This window comes from Flavobacterium xinjiangense (assembly GCF_900142885.1).
Taxonomy (GTDB): domain Bacteria; phylum Bacteroidota; class Bacteroidia; order Flavobacteriales; family Flavobacteriaceae; genus Flavobacterium; species Flavobacterium xinjiangense.
Genome location: NZ_FRCL01000010.1, coordinates 129,891 through 147,939, shown reverse-complemented (window position 1 = coordinate 147,939; position 18,049 = coordinate 129,891). Strand labels below are relative to the sequence as shown.

Sequence of the window (18,049 nt, the reverse complement as noted above, 5' to 3'; positions counted from 1 at the left end):
CAAACTACGGTTGCTTCCAACAAAGCGGCAACTGATACAGCACTAAATCTAAAAGCTGATCTGGAATCGCCAACTTTAACTGGAACACCATTAGCTCCTACCGCCGTATCAGGAACTAACACAACACAAATAGCTACAACTGAATTTGTAACTACCGCTACTGTTGCCTTGTCTGCAAATTTTGTGGATTTAACCAACACTCAAACCATTTCCGGAACAAAAAATTACACATCAGATGCTATTATTAATGGAGTTACGGTAGGAAGAGGTAAGTTTAATGAAAATTCAAATACAGCAGTTGGATTAGGAGCTTTAGAAAGTAATGCTGGTTATGCTAATACGGCAATTGGTAGAGGAGCCCTGGCATTAAATGATAATGGAAATGGAAATACTGCACTAGGTTATACTGCGCTTTCAAATAATATTTCGGGTGTTGATAATGTTTCAATAGGAAGTTCCACTTTATCTAATAATACTTCAGGTTCAGGAAATACAGCTATTGGTAATCGTGCAGATGTTGCTACTGATGGAATTACAAACTCTGTTGCCATTGGTGCCAATGCAATTGTCACAGCATCGAATACAATACAATTGGGTTCTGATGGAACGGGTTCGCACAGCGCGATTACCGATGTTAAAACAAGTGGTAGTTTAACTGCTGCAGGATATAAAATTCCAACTGGTACTTCTGCTCAATTTTTAATGGCTGATGGAACTATTTCAACAGGGACTGCTGAAGTTAGAGAAGTGGCGGATGAATTTAGTGCTACGATTTCACAAACGGAATTTACTTTAAACCAAGCTCCATCGGCTAACAGTAAAGTAAAAATGTATGTAAATGGGATTCGAATCAGCAACACGGCTTATAGTTTAAGTGGAACTACATTAACATATATTCCTGCAAATAACGGTTCGTATTCATTATCTGTAAGTGATAGAATTCAGTTTGATTATTTTTATTAATAGATAGCTTCCAAAACGTTATAACATGAATTTTTATAAAAAAATAGTTTTCTTTATTTTGATTTTTGCTGCTTTTCAAGGGTATGCTCAAAATACTTTGGATGTTTTAGGCCTCGACAACACTACACCAGCTGCTGTTGTCTATAGTTTGCGAAAATTAAGTACCTCTTATGTTGGCAATGCTATACAAGTGCGTCGAAGTAGTGATGAGGTCGCTCAGGATATTGGTTTTGATGGTAATGGAGATTTAGATACAACTGCATTACTGGCATTTGTCGGTTTAAATGATGCTTATGTAAGTATTTGGTATGACCAAAGTGGTAATGGAAGAAATCTGATTAAAACCGATAATAATCTTCAACCCAAAATAGTATTTAATGGTGCTTTTAAATATATTGGAACAAGATTAGCTATTGATTTTTCGGGAAACAAAGGGCTGGTTTATTCGGGAGCACTGAGTGTAGCAAGTATCACTTCAGTAATAAGATCAGAAAGGACTAATTGGCCAAGTTATCACACTATTCTTGAGGGAACTCCAAGAATAGGAGGAATATTAGAAAATGGAGGAACTACATTTCATTCGAATGTGTATCCACTTGAAATATGGAGAAATGGGATTTCGAAAACAACATCCGAATCCCTTGCTCCTGTTAATGAAGGTATGGTTTTATATATTAGTCCTCGAACTGATAACTTAAATCAAATATTCATTGGTAATTATGATGGAGGTGGAGGTGGAGGTTCCATTTTAGAAAGTGAAGCAATAGCATTTTCCACTATAAACACATCTGATGTTCGCCAATCAATGGAATGTAATCAGGGAGTTTATTATGGAGTTAACATGACATTATGTTCTACTGCAATAAGTACTAATCCTTCATCCTCAAATCATTTTGAATGTTTGGGAACAGTTGCAACGCCATTAACCGTTCATGCTTCAGGACTCAATCTTTTATATCAATGGTATAGTAATTCTACTTCGAGCACAACTGATGGAACTTTAATTGACGGTGCCAATACTAGTACTTTTATTCCACCAACTACATCAATAGGAACGACTTATTATTATGTTGTTGTTTCGGGTTCTAAAGAGCCTGATGTTACCAGTGCTGTTTCTGGTGCTATAATAGTCGAAAGCTTATCTGCAGTTACTATAACTCCATCAACAGCTACTATAAATGCGGGGGATTCTATTACACTTACAGCTTCAGGAGCTAGTACTTATTTTTGGGGTTTTAATAATGCAACACCTTTAGATAATGTGTCGCATTATAAATTAGCAGTGGGATTGCGACTTTTAAGATCTGCTTATTCTGGTTCAGCAATTCGCTTGAGAAGGTCTAGCGATGATGTAGAAGCTGATTTTGGATTTTCAGGTACAAATTTAAATACTGAAGCTATAAATACTTGGTTGAATGGATCAGCTGGCTATTGTGTCAAACTGTATGATCAATCCGGTAATGGAAATGATATGATTCCATCCTATTCTGGTGCACAGCCATTATATGTATACAATGGTCTGAATAACAAGCCTATTTTAAGATTTAATACAAGTCAAAACCTGAAAAATAGCATGAATTTTTCTCCTCCTTACACTGTGATTTATGCAGGAAAACAAACGGGTCCATGCAGAGGGAGAGTTTTAAATGCGAATAATAACTGGTTACTTGGATGGTGGAATGGTAGTAGAAGTCAGGCCCATTTTGATGGTTGGGTTTCTCAACCTGGTGGAATACCTGCTGATAGTAATGCATATGTGTATACAGGAACAGGAACTGGGAGTGAATCAAGATTTTTTGAAAATGGGGTTTCTAAAACCGTAAATCCAAGCGGAGGAACTACTGGCCCTAATGGTATAAGAATTAATGATAGTGAATCTTCAGATGCGGATGTTGCAGAGGTTTTTGTTTTTGATTCCGTATTAGCAACTAACGATAGGCTAGCTGTTGAGAAAAGTTCCGCTTCTTATTACGGGATTTATGGGGATGAACCTCTAGGAAATTCTGCATCAATTACAGTATCTCCGGCTGAAACAACGACATATAATTTAATAGGATATTCTTCTAATGGTGCTTGTTCGGTATTCAATAATGTGACTGTAACAGTTCTAAAAAATCCTGATTTAAGTAACTTTAATCCACAAATAAAAACCTATTTTGATGGTTCTTATACGATTACACCACCAAGCAGTTTAAGTGCCAGTACTATTACTTATAGTAGCAGTAATACTTCTGTAGCAACAATCAGCGGTACAACTGTCACCATAAAAGGAACAGGAACAACTACGATAACAGCAGTTCAGGAGGAGAATGCCACTCATTATGGTGGTTCTACAAGTGCTACTTTAACTGTAAATGCGGTTTCTGTTTTAACAAAAAACGGGCAGATTTCAAGTTCTGATTTTAATTATGTCAATAAAAATGGAGCATTGTCTTCAAGTAATTCATTGACAATTAACGGTCAAACAATAGCGACTAAATCTAATGACGGATTATCAGCGGCATCAGCAGGAGCGAGCGCATTACAAATAAAAGCTGATTTTCCCGGAGCTACAGATGGATTGTATTGGATAGCAAACCCAAGTATTAACGGAGGAACTCCCTTTCAGATTTATGCTGATATGACCACTGATGGCGGTGGTTGGACGTTAATATTGTGTAATAAAAATAGTTCAGGTTGGGATGGAAACAATGCTATTTTAAGGAATGAAGCAACTCCAACTATTAACGGACAATATTCTATTATATCTTATGCAGATTATCTAAAGAAGAGTCCAAGTGGATTTCAATATATGATTGAAGCAACGACGAGAGGACATTGGGGAGGAATTTGGACTGCAAATCAAGCCTATAGTTTTGTAAATAGAAATAACACTCAAACTGATATTACGATAAATACAATGTTTGATTCTTGGTCTTACCAAGGAAATGGAGTAGAACAAATAATGCCTTGGTATGCACCTGGATCCTGCGGAGCAATTACAACAAGTAGTGATCCAAATGGTGATTGGTGGGGAACTTTAGTTTCAGCTTGTGGCTGGAGTCCCGTGCCTTGGATGGCCTCTTGGAATCAACAACCTGGAATTATTTGGTATTGGGTACGATAATACTTTTATTGATTTTTTCAAAACAATTAAAAAACAAGAATAAAAAAAGGTTCAACCGTAAAGTTGAACCTTTTTTATTGGTACATAGAAGAAGTACTATTTACACTTTTCCTAGGGTATATAATTGTTCCATTGTAGGAGTTAAACTTCCGCCTTTAGGTTCTAGTGTAATACCAAAAGCTTCCGCATCCGTTGCATTATCTACAGCAAACATTTTTTGATCATTAACCTTGAAATTGTCTAGTAATCCTATGCTAGTCGGAGTTAATGGATTCAGTTTTATTGCCCAAACTTGGTATACCATTCCTTCTGGAGGTTCTGGTAATCCTGCAGCATCAACATAAACCACTTTGGTTTCTTTATTCCAATATACTTTAGCCGAAGATTGTGGCGCAACTGCCTGTCCACCTAAAGGTACCACAGTATTATTAACATCTCTTATAACTGCTAAACTAGTTTCACTTGCTTTGCTTTTTAATTGTAAAGAATTCAAATCCTTTTCCATTTTTGCTTTTGTTGCTTCAACAGTTACAATCTGAGTATTGGTTTGCTCTAACTGATTGTATTGGTAACCAATACCAACCAATAAAATAATTGCAGCTGCCCAACCAACATATTGAGACCAGTTTCGACTTGGTTCCAGCTGAACTACTTTAGCGTGTTTAAGCTCTAATTTCTCTTTTATTTTTTCGAAATTTTCAGCAGAAATAAATGGTGAAAAGCTAGAAGACAAAGCTATGATGGCTTTTTCTATAGCGATAATTTCGTCGTTTATTTCAGGATTATTTTTTGCCATAGCGGCTACTTCTTCATTTTCGGTTTCAGCAAGTAAACCATAAACGTAGAGTTCTAAAATACCTGATTCTATATATTCTTTTGTTTCCATTATACTTTCAAATAATTTCTTAAATCATTAATACAGTTTCGATTATGAGTCTTAACGGTTCCCAAAGGAATTTCCAATTCCTCAGAAGCTTCTTGTTGGGTATATCCTTTAAAAAACAGTAAATCTATTATTTGAATACATTTGGGTTTTAGCTTTTTTACAAACTCTTGAATCCCAATAGTATCAATTTTATTGACCAGTTTGTTACTGTCGTCAAATAGATGTACGAAATTATCTGAAGAAAGGTTTTTTTGACTGTTATTAAAATTTTTAGAACGCAGTTTGTCTATTGACGTATTACGGGCAATATTTAGAATCCAAGTATAGAAACGCCCTTTGCTTTCATGATAGGAATCTATATTTTTCCAGATTTTGACAAATACATCTTGAAGCACATCTTCGGCTTCTTCTCTGTTTTTTACAAGAACATTGATCACTGCAAACAAGCTTTTTGAATACATATCATATAGATGTGTAAAAGCCTTGTCATCTTTCTTATATATTAATACTAACAATTCATCTTGGGTCATATACTTTATATTTTGCTTTTACAAACTTATACATTCTTATTCACAATTGACAAATTTTATCAATAGCTACCTCAAAATAATTTTAAAAATAAAATAATTGGAATTTATTTAAGTATTTAAATAATTGAAAATCAATGTTTTATAAAATAAATTGATTTTTTTTATGATTTTTAAAACCAAACTGAAAACAATCCCGTAAATGCTTCTATAACCTTTTAAATTATAACAAAATGAAAAAAACAAAAATGATATTAGGCCTATCGCTAGTGGCGGTTTCGGGCTTAATTTTAGTAGCTGCTGATCACGTTGATGCTCCAGCAGTAACAGGTAATGCAGCAGATATTACTGATGTGTACACTTTTCAAGGACAAGACACAAACAATCTTGCTTTTGCAGTCAACACACAAGGATTGTTAAGTCCTAATGCTACAGCCGCAGCAACATTTAATGAAAATGTTATGATTGAAATCAATATTGATAACACAGGCGACAATGTTGAAGATTTAGTTCTTCAAGCCATCAAAAGAGATGACAAAATGTATTTCTTTGGACCTTATGCTCCAACAACTACAGGAACTTCAAGTACCATTAAAACTAGTGCAGCTTCAGGAAGTGTAACAATTTCTTCCTACGGTGCTACTCCTATAATAGCGGAGAAAAGCGGAATGAAATTTTTTGCAGGACCAAGGGATGATCCTTTCTTTTTTGACTTAGGTCAATTCAAAGCAATCCTTGGAGGAACAGCTTCTGGATTTAACAATCCTGGTACAGATACTTTTGCAGGTACAAATGTACTTTCATTAGTGGTTGAAGTTCCAAAAGCAATGTTAGGTACTTCCAGCAAAATTAATGTATGGGCTGAAACAAAGAAAAAACAATAACTAATTTTATTTAAAACATATAAACATGAAAACAAATAATTTCAAATTAATAGCTTTAGCACTAGTATGTGCGGTTGTTTCAGTAAATTGTGATAATAATGATTCAGATAATAATGCTGCGGTAAGTGCTGATTTTTCAGGAACTTTTGTTCAGCAAGATCAAATGGCAAGACCAGCTATAAACACTGTCTTTATTGCAGCCGGTCAACCTAAAGATGATTTTAATGCTGCAATTCCATCCATGATGGGTGCTAAATACCAATCTATTTTTCAATCTAGGTTATTAGCTTTAAATGCTGGATATACTACAAATGCATTAGGTCAAACTGCACCGCAATTAACTGGCCTTTTGGCTACTGATGTATTAAATGTTGATAAAACTAAAAAAACAACATTCTTTGACGGAACAAATGTTCTTACCGGTAGAGCTTTAGCAGATGATGTTATTGATGTAGAATTATTGTTGATTTTTGGAGGACCAATGGGAACTTCAAACGCTGCACTTACTTCAGATCACGTAAATGCAAACGATAAAGCATTCGGAGTTTCTTTCCCTTATTTGGCAACAGCCTGGTAATATTTTTAAAAAAAGACAGGGTACTTTCATCTTAATAGTGCTCTGTTTTTTTTTTTTTTTCAAAACAAACAAACAAACAAACAAACAACATCAGATTATGAAAACTTTAAAAATAATTCCATTATTGGTTTTTACAATCCTATCTCTTTTTAGTTGCGATAATAAACCAAAACAAATTACAAAAACATCAGATTATAATAAATATTTAGATGTGAAAGATAATAAATCAATGACTTTTGCGAATAACGAAATTGATTTTTGGCAAAAAAAATTCGATGCTGCTCCCAACCAAATCAGCTACTTAAGCATGATAGCGTCTAATTATGCTACACTTTTTGAATATTCAGGAAATATAAAATATTTATATAAAACAGAGGCATTATTAACTCAATCAAATAGCACTTATAAGTATTCTAAAGTTTCTACAATTCGATCTTTGGCAAGAAATTATATTGCACAGCATCGATTTAAAGAAGCTTTGCGTCTTGCCAATAAAGCATTGGCAATAGGCGAAGGAAAGAAAGAAACTCAAAAATTATTATTTGATGTTCAAATGGAATTGGGGAATTATCCTGAAGCCGTAAGGAATTTGAACGCTATGCGCGATATGAAAGATTATGATTATCTCATTCGATTAGCAAAATGGAATGATCATAAAGGCGATTTGAAAACTGCTATTACTTTTATGGAAAAAGCTAGAGATATAGCAGAGAAAGAAGATAATAAAGTGCTTAAAATTTGGTCTTACTCTAATCTTGGTGATTTTTATGGTCATGCAGGAAGAATACAAGAATCGTATGATAGTTATTTAAAAACGTTGGCAATAGATCCTAATTATTCTTATGCTTTAAAAGGAATTGCCTGGATTGTTTTTTCACACGAAAGAAATACTACAGAAGCAAAAAGAATTGTAGAAGCTATTGAAGTGACACACAACACGCCTGATTTTTATTTACTGAAATCGCAAATTGCACAATTTGAAGGAAATAAAGCCAAGGAACTAGAAAATAGAAATGCTTATTTCGCAATGTTAAAAGATAATAACTACGGCGCAATGTATAACAAATACAATATTTTGATATATGCTGACGCAAAAGAAACAGCAGCGAAAGCATTGGAAATTGCAAAAGTTGAAGTGGATCACCGTCCAACTCCTGATTCTTATGATTTGCTTGCCTGGTCTTATTTAAATACTGGTCAAAATAAAAAAGCATTAGAAATTGCTAAAAAATATGTGGTTGGAAAATCATTCGAACCAAAAGTACAATACCATTTGGCTATGATTTATAAGTCTAATAAAGAAATCGAAAAAGTTCAGCCAATTAAGGAAGACTTACTTTCCAGCATTTATGAACTTGGACCTAACTTGGATAAAAAGGTAAATCAATTATAGACATTTTGATGAAAAATATTTTTGTAATCCTTGTAGCTTTCTTTGGAATGACATCGTACAGTCAAATTCAAAAAGGGAAAGTGATAGATATGGACGGAAATCCTATAGAGAATGCTTACCTGATTAATACAACCACCGAAACTCATGCGCATACCGATGAATTTGGAATGTTCAGTATTGATAAAACCGGTTTGGAAAGTGTGTTAAGAGTAACTGCTTTAGGGTATAAAAAAACAAGTTTTACCGTTACTTCATCGGAAGTTGTAATTAGCGTGGAAAGTGATAGTTTTAGATTGAATGAAGTAGTTATTCAGGCAAAACTTTCAGCTATGAATGTGATTTCAAAAATAGATTTGCAAACTACACCTGTAAATTCATCACAGGAAATTTTACGAAAAGTACCCGGATTATTCATCGGTCAACATGCCGGTGGGGGTAAAGCGGAACAAATTTTCTTGAGAGGTTTTGATATCGATCATGGAACTGATATTGCGATTTCAGTGGACGGAATGCCGGTAAATATGGTTTCTCATGCACATGGACAAGGTTACGCCGATTTACATTTTGTGATTCCGGAAACCGTGGAAAAAATAGATTTTGGAAAAGGAACGTATTATGCTAACAAAGGGGATTTTGCTACTGCAGGATACGTTGCTTTCCAAACTAAAGATAAATTAGAGAATAGCAGTATTGGACTTGAAATAGGACAATTTAATACCTTGAGAACGGTAGGAATGTTTAATCTTTTAGGTAACCAAAAAAAGCAGAGCGCTTACATTGCGACCGAATATATTTTAACTGATGGACCTTTTGATTCGCCTCAAAATTTTAATAGAATAAATTTGTTAGGGAAATACTCAGCCATCTTGCAAGACAACAGTAAGTTTTCCATTTCAGCCTCTCGTTTTTCCAGTAAGTGGGATGCTTCTGGACAAATACCACACCGATTGGTTGATAATGGAACCATTTCAAGATTTGGTTCTGTTGATGATACCGAAGGCGGAAATACGTCCAGAACTAATTTTAATATTTCCTTGAGTAAACCAATAAACGAAAATACATTTATAAAAGCCAATGCATTTTACTCTAAATATGAGTTTGAATTGTATTCTAATTTTACTTTTTTCCTTGAAGATCCTATCAATGGAGATCAAATTAGACAAAAGGAAAACAGAAATATATATGGAATGAACGCTGAACTGAATAAGAAAACGAAGCTAAATGATGTGAATTTATCATTGCAATACGGAGTTGGTTTTCGAGCAGACGCTACAACTGATACGGAGCTTTCGCATACATTAAATAGGAGTACTACTTTGCAACAAATTAAATTGGGAGATATTGATGAGTCCAATTTATTCTCGTATTTGAATTCAGAATTCAATTTTGGAAAATTGATAATTAATCCAGCCATTCGTGTGGATTATTTCAAATTCAATTACCAGGATAAATTGACTACTGATTACAAAACACAATCTGAATCTAAAGTGAAATTTTCTCCAAAACTGAATTTTATATACACCGAAAATAACAATTTACAATTCTTCGTTAAATCAGGAATGGGATTTCATTCGAATGATACTCGGGTTGTGGTTCAAAACAGTGGAAAACAAATTTTACCAACCGCTATAGGAACGGATGTTGGAACCATTTGGAAACCATTTCCCAAACTAATCGTTAATTCGGCTTTGTGGTATTTGTATTTGGAACAAGAATTTGTATACGTTGGAGACGCCGGTATCATTGAGCCGAGCGGGAAATCAAAACGAATGGGATTTGATTTAGCATTGCGTTATCAACTGAATGATTGGTTGTATTTTGATGCCGATGCTAATTATACGTATGCAAGAAGTATTGATGAGCCAAGAGGACAAAACTATATTCCGTTAGCGCCAGATTTTACCACAACAGGAGGATTAAGTTTCCAGAAATTGAATGGTTTTTCAGGAGGAGTTAGGTATCGTTATCTAAAAAGTCGCCCTGCAAATGAAGATAATTCAATTGTTGCGAAAGGTTATTTTGTTTCGGATTTTAATATTAATTATAAAGTTAAAAATATTTCTTTCGGAATAGTAATCGATAATTTATTTAATACCAAATGGAACGAAACGCAGTTTGCCACTGAATCAAGATTACAAAATGAATCAGCAAGCGTAGAAGAAATTCATTTTACACCAGGCACCCCGTTTTATGCAAAAGGTAAGATCACGTATACCTTTTAATATAATAATTAAGTTTTGTTGTTTATTTGTTTGGAAGCCTGGTGTTTTGTTTGATATCAGGCTTCTTTGTTTTTAACTTTTGTTTAGCGAAAATAAATTGTCAAGGAACAATTAATTGTTTTAATTTTATAAAAAATATTACTATGAAAAATCTATTATTATTAACATGTTCTATCATGTTTCTTTTTAGTTGTCAAAATCAGGCACAAACAAAAAAAACGAAATTAAATAAAAGTAATACTGTTATGGCCAAGGAAACTATTTATCAATTTAAAGTTGAAGATTTATCTGGAAAGATTTTTGATTTTGCATCTCTTAAAGGTAAAAAGGTAATGATTGTTAATACCGCTTCTAAATGCGGATTGACTCCTCAATACAAAGATCTTGAAGCCATCTACAAAGAATATAAAGACAAAGGATTTGTGATTGTAGGTTTTCCAGCTAATAATTTTGCATCTCAAGAGCCAGGCACGAATGAAGAAATTGCTACTTTTTGTCAATTGAATTATGGCGTTACATTTCCTATGATGGACAAAGTTTCTGTAAAGGGAGACGATATGTGTGCAGTATATCAGTTTTTGACTCAAAAATCTAAAAACGGATTGCAAGATTCTCAAGTAGAATGGAATTTTCAAAAATACCTAATCAACGAAAAAGGAGAATTAGAAAAAGTGATTGCTCCAAGAACATTAGTAACGGATCCAGAAGTATTGAATTGGATCAAAGCATAATTTTCTACCGCTAATTTGCTACTTTTTATTAAGTAAATAATCAAAAGAGATTGTCAGTCAAATGGAAATCTCTTTTTTTTTGCGGTTTGAGTAAGTGCCGAATATTTTCTAAAATTTGAACCATTAACAAATTAAGTTACATTAAGAATCAGCGCTTAATTTTTCTTAATTTCTTAATGGTTATTTTTTCCTTTAGAATTTTTCGTTTTTGAAAATTTCAGCTACTGCAGCTTCGTAATTCCGGATGCTTTGCGCTTTTTTTATTTTCTTTAATACTTTATGTGGATTTGAAAACGTAGCCGAAAAATATTCCCACAAATGATACATCTTCAGTAAAATATGCGTTGATCCTGACAATGACTCACTATAAATAGCATACAAAGTATCATGAAACGCACAGAATAATTCAATTTTATTTTCTGGATATTCTAAAGTATTGTTTCTAATCATACTCGGTAAGAAAGGATCTGAAATTAATCCTCTTCCAATCATCCAGTGGTCTATAGAAGGAAAGCGTTCTTGCATTTCACGAAATTTAGCCACGGAGGTTATATCTCCATTGTAATACAGTTTATGTTTCGTGTTGTCAACACAAAGCTGGAACGCATCTAAGTTTACACCACCTTTATACAATTGCTTCCCAATGCGCGCATGAATTGCAATATTCTTAATAGGGTAGGTGTCTAAAATAGGTAAAACATCAAGGATTTCCTCGCTGTTTTCATAACCCAATCGCATTTTCATAGAGACAAGAATATCCGATTCAGAATGTGCTCTGTGAAGAATAGTATTGATTTTATCGGGATTGCTTATTAAACCGGAACCCATACCAGACTTGGTCACCATTGGATAAGGACAGCCTAAATTCCAGTTTAATTCCTTGTAACCCAATTCTCGAACATATTTGGCCACAAATAAAAATTCATCGGCATCGTTCGTTATTACTTGCGGAATAACTTCTAATTCAAGATTGTTTTCAGGAAGAAGGTCGCGTTCATAAGATGGTTTAATAACCATTTTTCCGTTTAGACGAATATAAGGGGAATAAAAGGTGTCAATTCCTCCAAAAATTTTGTTTTGGGCATTTCTAAAGCGAAAGTCAGTAAATCCTTGTAAAGGAGAAGAAAGCAATGTGTAATCCATAATATTTGTAAAGGTGCAAATATACTATAAAGTCTCAAGTCTTAAAGTCATAAAGTTTTTAAAGTCGAACATAGTAGAAAATGAACCAAAATATCATATAAGTCGCACAAATTAATTTACTCTAGAATCAATTGCATGAAAACGGAACTGAGCCAACGGTCAAATTTATATCCCGATTCTTTAATAATGCCTACAGTTTCGAATCCATATTTTTCGTGAAAAGCGATACTACCTTTGTTTTCAGCATCAATAACGCCAATCATAGTATGATAACCTTGTCCTTTTGCCAATTTGATCAGTTCGCCCAATAATAATTTTCCGATACCTTTTCCCAAAAATTCTTCTGCAACATACACAGAATGTTCGACTGTAAAACGGTAGCCTGTTTTATGACGAAAAGAACCATAAGTAGCATATCCAATGGTTCCGTTTTCAAATTCAGCGACAATTACCGGTTGATTGGATTTTTGTTTCTCTTCAAACCATGCTTTCTGGGTTTCAAAATCATGCGGCTCGTAATCATAATTAGAAGTGCTATTAAGTATTTGATGATTCACGATTTCCAATATTGTATCAATATCAGCAAAAACAGCCGGTCTTACCTTGATTTCCATTATAAATAATTTTACTCCAAAATTAAGAAAAATCAACTGAAACTAAAGGAAAAAGGATTACAACTTTGTAACTTTGTAACATAGAAAATTTATCAAATGATTTACCCCAAAATACCTTTAGCACAAAGCATTATTCAGATTTGTTTAGCCAAAGGAGTTACCACCATCATAATTTCTCCGGGTTCTCGAAATGCCCCTTTAACAATAGGTTTTGTAAACAATCCAGCTTTTCAGTGTTATAGTATCGCCGATGAGCGATGTGCCGCTTTTTTTGCACTGGGAATTGCTCAGCAAACAAAACAACCTGTGGCTTTAGTTTGTACATCAGGTTCTGCATTACTTAATTATTATCCTGCTTTCGCGGAAGCTTTTTACAGCCAGATTCCTTTGATCGTGATTTCTGCTGATCGACCACAAAGCAAAATTGATATTGGTGATGGGCAAACGATTCGTCAGGAAAATGTATTTGCCAATCATTCTTTGTATAATGCCAATTTAAACGAAGTTGTTTCAAAAGAAAAGGATTATAAAATAAACGAGGCAATTGATATTGCTTTGAATGAAAAAGGACCGGTTCATATTAATGCACCTTTTGAGGAGCCTTTGTATGAAACAGTTTCAGAGCTATCCATTGATATAATGGTGAATGCTTTTGCTAATTTGAATCCATTGCCTGCAATCGAAAATTTATCTGAATTCGCTTCTATTTGGAACACTTCAACTCGGAAAATGATTCTTGTTGGGGTAAATGACCCCGATATGATTTCTGATAAAACAATCCATTTTCTGGCAGACGATCAGTCGGTTGTCGTGATGACAGAGACCACGTCAAATTTGCATCATCCCAATTTTATAAATAACATTGACACGATAATTACGCCTTTCAAGTCAGATGATTTTGAGACTTTTAGTCCGGAAATTTTGGTGACTTTTGGTGGAATGATTGTTTCTAAGCGTATCAAAGCTTTTTTACGAAAGTATAAGCCTAAACACCATTGGCACATAGATACTTTGAGAGCGTATGATACTTTTGGAGCATTGACAAAGCATTTTAATGTTAATCCGAATTCGTTCTTTGAAGCTTTTTTGCCTTTGACTACTGCAATCAAAAGTGACTATTTTATCAAAATGGATGCAGTTCAAACGTCGCGAAAAGAGAAACACAGAGCTTATTTATCTAAAATTCCTTTTTCTGATTTCGTAGTTTTCGAGAAAGTGATTAAAGGATTGCCAATAAATAGTCAATTGCAAATCAGCAACAGTTCGGCCATTCGATATGCGCAATTAATAGACATCCATCCGTCGATTGATGTATATTGCAATCGCGGCACTAGTGGTATTGACGGAAGTACATCAACAGCTATTGGTGCGGCTGTCTCGTCATTTGGACGAGATGAAAAACAGACTGTTTTTATAACAGGGGATATCGGTTTTTTATATGACAGTAATGCTCTTTGGAACCAATATATACCGAAAAATTTCAAAATCATTTTGATTAATAACGGCGGCGGTGGTATTTTTAGAATTTTGCCGGGCCATGAAGAAACGCCTGTTTTTAATACTTTTTTTGAAACGTCACATTGTTTAACTGCAGAACATCTAGCTAAAATGTATGGTTTTGATTATAGTATCGCAAGTGATGAAGGGAGTTTAGAAACCAGTTTGACTGCTTTGTACAATCAAAGTGACAGACCAAGTATTCTGGAAATTTTTACGCCAACATTAGATAACGACCGAATTTTATTACAATATTTTGAAGAATTAATATAATCTGCAAGTGTATATTTTTATCAAAAAAACATTGCTGTTATAAATAAATGTTTAAATTTGAGTGAGTTAAAAAAAATAACGAACTATTAAACCTTTATTTATGAGTGCAAGAGAAGAATTAATTGTAAAGTATGCCGCTGATTTGAAAGACAAATGTGGCGTTACTCCTGATATGGATTTGTTGACAAAAGTTACTATTGGCTGCGGACCTTCTATTTATAACAAGGATTCAGCGACAGTGGCCGGAAGTCAGCAATCAGAATTAGATACGGTAAAAAACAATTTCCTAATCAAGAAATTAGGTCTTGCAGACGGACCAAATTTAGATGCAGGAATAGATGCAGTTATTGAAAAGTATGGTCGTTCAAACGCTAATAAATATAGAGCAGTGATTTATTATTTATTGACTGTTCACTTCAAAAAAGAGAGTGTTTACAATTAACGATTAATTTGTAAATAGTGCCCATAAAAAAAGCGTTTGCCTAGGCAAACGCTTTTTTGTTAATGGTAAATTGAATCATTAAGAAATTAAGATTCATTTAGAAACACTTAATCTTATAAATGTCTTAATGCTTCAAAATCTTCTGGTGTCTTAACGAATTGGAATCGGGAAAACAGGTAAGCTGGAATGACCTAATTCATCAACTGCTTGTACAGCGAAGAAATAATTATCTTTAGAATAGGGAATTTCGGATTTTAGATCTTTAATAAAAATTGCTTTTTCCCAGTGTGGCGTTGCCGTTTCTCTAATCAGTATGTTGTAACCATAAACAGGCTTTCCTTCCGGAGCATTCCAAACCAAAGTGGAAAAATTAGTCAGGTCTTTTACTTCGATTCCTACGTTTGTTGGAGCTTTTGGAGACCAAGCTAGATTGCTGAAAGTTGCCAAGTTGGAACACGTTATTTTTCTCAAATATTCAAAATCCATAAATTCGGGAAGATCGCCGTATTTTATGTTATTTTCTGTTCTTAGATTTTGATGTTGTTGATTGTAGTTTTCATTTCTTTCGCAAAAACGAATTGCAGTGAATCCATTTTGGCTAAACGGAGTATGATCTCCTCCACGTAAAAATCGGTCATTTCTGTATACTAAATTAATGTCTAATTGCTCCACGTATTGATTGGTAACTGTTTTGATGTAACGGGCTAATTGTCTCGATGGACTGTCGTTATCGCGATTGGTAGCTTTGCGCATTTTGGCTTCAGCTTCCGTTTCTAGATAGGGAATCGTTTCGCTAAAAACCCTAACTTTAGTATTGTCTCTTAAATTAGTACCGCTCGACAGACTGTTTCCAATCATATCGTTATTGATCATCGCAATTACATTCCATTTTGATTCTTTGGCAACATCGGCCAAGTGTTTTGCTCCATATAATCCTTGTTCTTCACCGGTTACTGCCACAAAAATCAAAGTGAAAGGAAATTCTCTTTTGCTCATTATCCTTGATAGTTCCATCATTGCGGCTACTCCTGAAGCATCGTCATTAGCACCCGGCGCATCAGATTTAGTATCCATAACATCAGTGGCGCGGGAGTCTAAATGGCCGCTAATAATTAAAACGCGATCATCAGTTGGATCTGTACCTTTTAATGTTGCCATTACATTACCGAGTTGACTGTCAGTTGCAATACGTTTTCCATCGGCTTTAATCATGAAGTAATCAATAGTTGCCGAAAGTCGTCCACCAGATTCTAACACATATTTATCAAATTCAGACTTTACCCAGCGTTGCGCCGCGCCGATACCTCGTGTATTGCTTTTGGTGTCGCTTAAAGTATGTCGGGTTCCAAAAGAAGCTAATTTGCGTACTGTTGATTCCAGATTTTCAGCTTTTACTTCGGCAACCATTTTTTTAATTTCTGGATCGTCGATTGTGGTTTGTGCGTAATTGTTATGAGAAATTAATAAGAGTAGGAAAAGATTAAGAATTGCGGTAGGTTTCATTAATAGGAATTATTTTAGTTTTCTCAAAGTTAGGTAAAAAGAAAACGAAATTATGTATGAAATTAAATTTTAGGATCTGTTCATCTGAAAAACAAAACGTCCTAATCTAGCCCCGATGGAAGCAAGTATCCCAAGCTTTTGGGCGTGGATACTGTGGACAGCGGGACAACTCGTGATGAAAAAAGCGGTAAGTTATGCTCCAAAAAAAGAAAATAATCGTCGGATTTAGGCTTTATTTTTTTGTGGACGGTTTCTTAATTTACTATTTTCAAACTTCGTACCTTTGCGCTTTAGAAATTGAAAGAAAATGATTGAAATAGGAAAATACAATACGCTTACCATTTTACGCGATACCAAAGTGGGTTTGTTTCTGGGGAATCCAGAAAAAGATCCGGAGGGAATACATGATATTCTTTTGCCAAACAAATACGTACCAAACGAATTTGAAATAGGTGAGGAGTTAATAGTTTTCGTATACTTAGACCATGAAGAAAGACCCGTTGCTACCACATTAGAACCTTATATATTATTGAATGAATTTGCACTTTTGCGTGTGAATTATACCAACCAGATTGGTGCTTTTATGGATTGGGGAATGGAAAAAGATATTTTGGTTCCCTTTAAAGAGCAGGCGCGTCCTATGGAAAAAGGAAAACGCTACTTGGTTTATCTTTATATGGATGAACAAACCAAGCGCTTGGTGGCTTCCAATAAATTGAATCAGTTTTTAAAAAATGACCACCTAACAGTTGAAAAAGGAGAAGAGGTAGATTTAATCGTTTCTCATATCACTGAGTTAGGGATTAACGTTATTATCAACGAGAGGCACAAAGGCTTGTTGTATAAGGATGAGGTGTACGATGATGCAATTCGTACGGGAGACCGTATGCGAGGATATATCAAAACGATTCGTCCTGACAATAAAATTGATGTGGCATTACAGGTTCAGGGGTATCAAAGCATCGAACCGAATGCGGAGAAAATTCTAGATGAATTAAGAGCCAGCAGGGGGTTCTTGCGTTTGACTGATAATTCACATCCGGAAGACATTAAAACGGTTTTGAAGATGAGTAAGAAAACCTTCAAGAAAGCGATTGGTGCTTTGTACCGAGAGAAATTAATAGAAATCAAGGAAGACGGAATTTACTTGGTTAAGGAATAAAAAAAAGAAAGACTAATCGTAACGGTTAGTCTTTCTCTTTTTACTACTGTTTCATAAATTTAAAATAGTAGTAAAATAATCTAAATTTCATTATTAAAGTATATTTATTCACTTGAAAATTTAATA

General features: G+C 34.4%; 14 protein-coding genes and 1 pseudogene. 10 read left to right on the top strand and 5 right to left on the bottom strand.

What is annotated here, in order from left to right:
• Window positions 1–963: pseudogene (locus tag BUC23_RS17545) on the top strand (hypothetical protein); the annotation flags it as partial.
• A gap of 25 nt (window positions 964–988) precedes the next feature.
• On the top strand, window positions 989–4,069 hold the full coding sequence (locus tag BUC23_RS12755; protein ID WP_073210023.1) for a fibrinogen-like YCDxxxxGGGW domain-containing protein: 3,081 nt from the start codon (window positions 989–991) through the stop codon (window positions 4,067–4,069).
• A 100-nt stretch (window positions 4,070–4,169) separates the two neighbouring features.
• On the opposite strand, the gene BUC23_RS12750 is transcribed toward BUC23_RS12755, so the two are convergent.
• Window positions 4,170–4,955 carry an anti-sigma factor gene (locus tag BUC23_RS12750; protein ID WP_073210022.1) on the bottom strand — a complete coding sequence of 262 codons (786 nt, stop codon included), beginning with the start codon at window positions 4,953–4,955 and terminating at the stop codon, window positions 4,170–4,172.
• Complete coding sequence (locus tag BUC23_RS12745; RefSeq protein WP_073210020.1) at window positions 4,955–5,485, bottom strand: RNA polymerase sigma factor; 531 nt, start codon at window positions 5,483–5,485, stop codon at window positions 4,955–4,957. The genes BUC23_RS12750 and BUC23_RS12745 overlap by 1 nt, the downstream gene beginning before the upstream one ends.
• 230 nt (window positions 5,486–5,715) lie before the next feature.
• Here BUC23_RS12745 and BUC23_RS17785 point away from each other — a divergent pair, with 230 nt between their 5' ends.
• From BUC23_RS17785 to BUC23_RS12720, 5 genes are all read left to right on the top strand, one after another.
• The gene (locus BUC23_RS17785; RefSeq protein WP_073210018.1) at window positions 5,716–6,366 is read left to right on the top strand and encodes a DUF4331 family protein; all 651 of its coding nucleotides are present in this window, start codon (window positions 5,716–5,718) and stop codon (window positions 6,364–6,366) included.
• 25 nt (window positions 6,367–6,391) lie between these two features.
• Window positions 6,392–6,943, top strand: a complete 552-nt coding sequence (locus BUC23_RS17780; RefSeq protein WP_073210017.1) for a DUF4331 family protein — start codon at window positions 6,392–6,394, stop codon at window positions 6,941–6,943.
• A gap of 97 nt (window positions 6,944–7,040) precedes the next feature.
• The gene (locus BUC23_RS12730) at window positions 7,041–8,336 is read left to right on the top strand and encodes a tetratricopeptide repeat protein (protein WP_073210034.1); all 1,296 of its coding nucleotides are present in this window, start codon (window positions 7,041–7,043) and stop codon (window positions 8,334–8,336) included.
• Window positions 8,337–8,344: 8 nt separating this feature from the next.
• Window positions 8,345–10,558 (top strand): TonB-dependent receptor, encoded by a 2,214-nt coding sequence (locus tag BUC23_RS12725; protein WP_073210014.1) that lies wholly within the window; start codon window positions 8,345–8,347, stop codon window positions 10,556–10,558.
• Window positions 10,559–10,701: 143 nt separating this feature from the next.
• Complete coding sequence (locus tag BUC23_RS12720; protein ID WP_073210013.1) at window positions 10,702–11,289, top strand: glutathione peroxidase; 588 nt, start codon at window positions 10,702–10,704, stop codon at window positions 11,287–11,289.
• A gap of 192 nt (window positions 11,290–11,481) precedes the next feature.
• Here BUC23_RS12720 and BUC23_RS12715 read toward each other — a convergent pair whose 3' ends face one another.
• Window positions 11,482–12,432, bottom strand: a complete 951-nt coding sequence (locus BUC23_RS12715; protein WP_073210011.1) for a tRNA dihydrouridine synthase — start codon at window positions 12,430–12,432, stop codon at window positions 11,482–11,484.
• 116 nt (window positions 12,433–12,548) lie between these two features.
• A complete protein-coding gene (locus BUC23_RS12710) occupies window positions 12,549–13,046 on the bottom strand; it encodes a GNAT family N-acetyltransferase (protein ID WP_073210009.1) in 498 nt (165 codons plus the stop codon).
• Window positions 13,047–13,142: 96 nt separating this feature from the next.
• On the opposite strand from BUC23_RS12710, the gene menD reads away from it, so the two are divergent.
• Window positions 13,143–14,816: a 2-succinyl-5-enolpyruvyl-6-hydroxy-3-cyclohexene-1-carboxylic-acid synthase gene (gene menD / locus BUC23_RS12705; protein WP_073210007.1), complete on the top strand. Its 1,674-nt coding sequence runs from the start codon at window positions 13,143–13,145 to the stop codon at window positions 14,814–14,816.
• A gap of 100 nt (window positions 14,817–14,916) precedes the next feature.
• Window positions 14,917–15,258 carry a DUF2853 family protein gene (locus BUC23_RS12700; protein WP_073210006.1) on the top strand — a complete coding sequence of 114 codons (342 nt, stop codon included), beginning with the start codon at window positions 14,917–14,919 and terminating at the stop codon, window positions 15,256–15,258.
• A gap of 150 nt (window positions 15,259–15,408) precedes the next feature.
• Here BUC23_RS12700 and BUC23_RS12695 read toward each other — a convergent pair whose 3' ends face one another.
• Window positions 15,409–16,761 (bottom strand): M28 family metallopeptidase, encoded by a 1,353-nt coding sequence (locus tag BUC23_RS12695; RefSeq protein ID WP_073210004.1) that lies wholly within the window; start codon window positions 16,759–16,761, stop codon window positions 15,409–15,411.
• A gap of 307 nt (window positions 16,762–17,068) precedes the next feature.
• On the opposite strand from BUC23_RS12695, the gene BUC23_RS12690 reads away from it, so the two are divergent.
• The gene (locus BUC23_RS12690; protein ID WP_073210002.1) at window positions 17,069–17,923 is read left to right on the top strand and encodes a CvfB family protein; all 855 of its coding nucleotides are present in this window, start codon (window positions 17,069–17,071) and stop codon (window positions 17,921–17,923) included.
• Window positions 17,924–18,049: the final 126 nt, after the last annotated feature.